Source organism: Fulvivirga kasyanovii (assembly GCF_009711405.1).
GTDB classification, from domain to species: Bacteria; Bacteroidota; Bacteroidia; order Cytophagales; family Cyclobacteriaceae; genus Fulvivirga; species Fulvivirga kasyanovii.
On the sequence record NZ_SMLW01000020.1, the window covers coordinates 1 to 255 of the forward strand.

A 255-nucleotide genomic window follows, 5' to 3' on the forward strand; every position below is an offset into this window, starting at 1 on the left:
ACAGCTACCTGAACGACCCTGACAACCTTCCCCCGGTGTACCATCAGCAAACAGAAGATTATATTATTTTCGCCAACCTGCTCGACCAGGCCAACGAAGGCATAAACAAACTCTCCCCCGGCCGTAAGCAGATCTTTATGCTCAGCAGACAGCAGGGCCTTTCCAATGAAGAGATCGCAGATAAGCTCAACCTTTCAAAAAGAACTGTTGAAAACCAACTTTATCGTGCCACAAAAGAGCTTAGGGATATCTTAG

The 255-nt window shown here is 46.7% G+C and carries 1 protein-coding gene; it reads left to right on the top strand.

The features are described 5' to 3' along the window. A partial coding sequence (locus E1163_RS00025; RefSeq protein ID WP_155168501.1) for a sigma-70 family RNA polymerase sigma factor occupies nt 1-255 on the top strand: 255 nt, incomplete at both ends.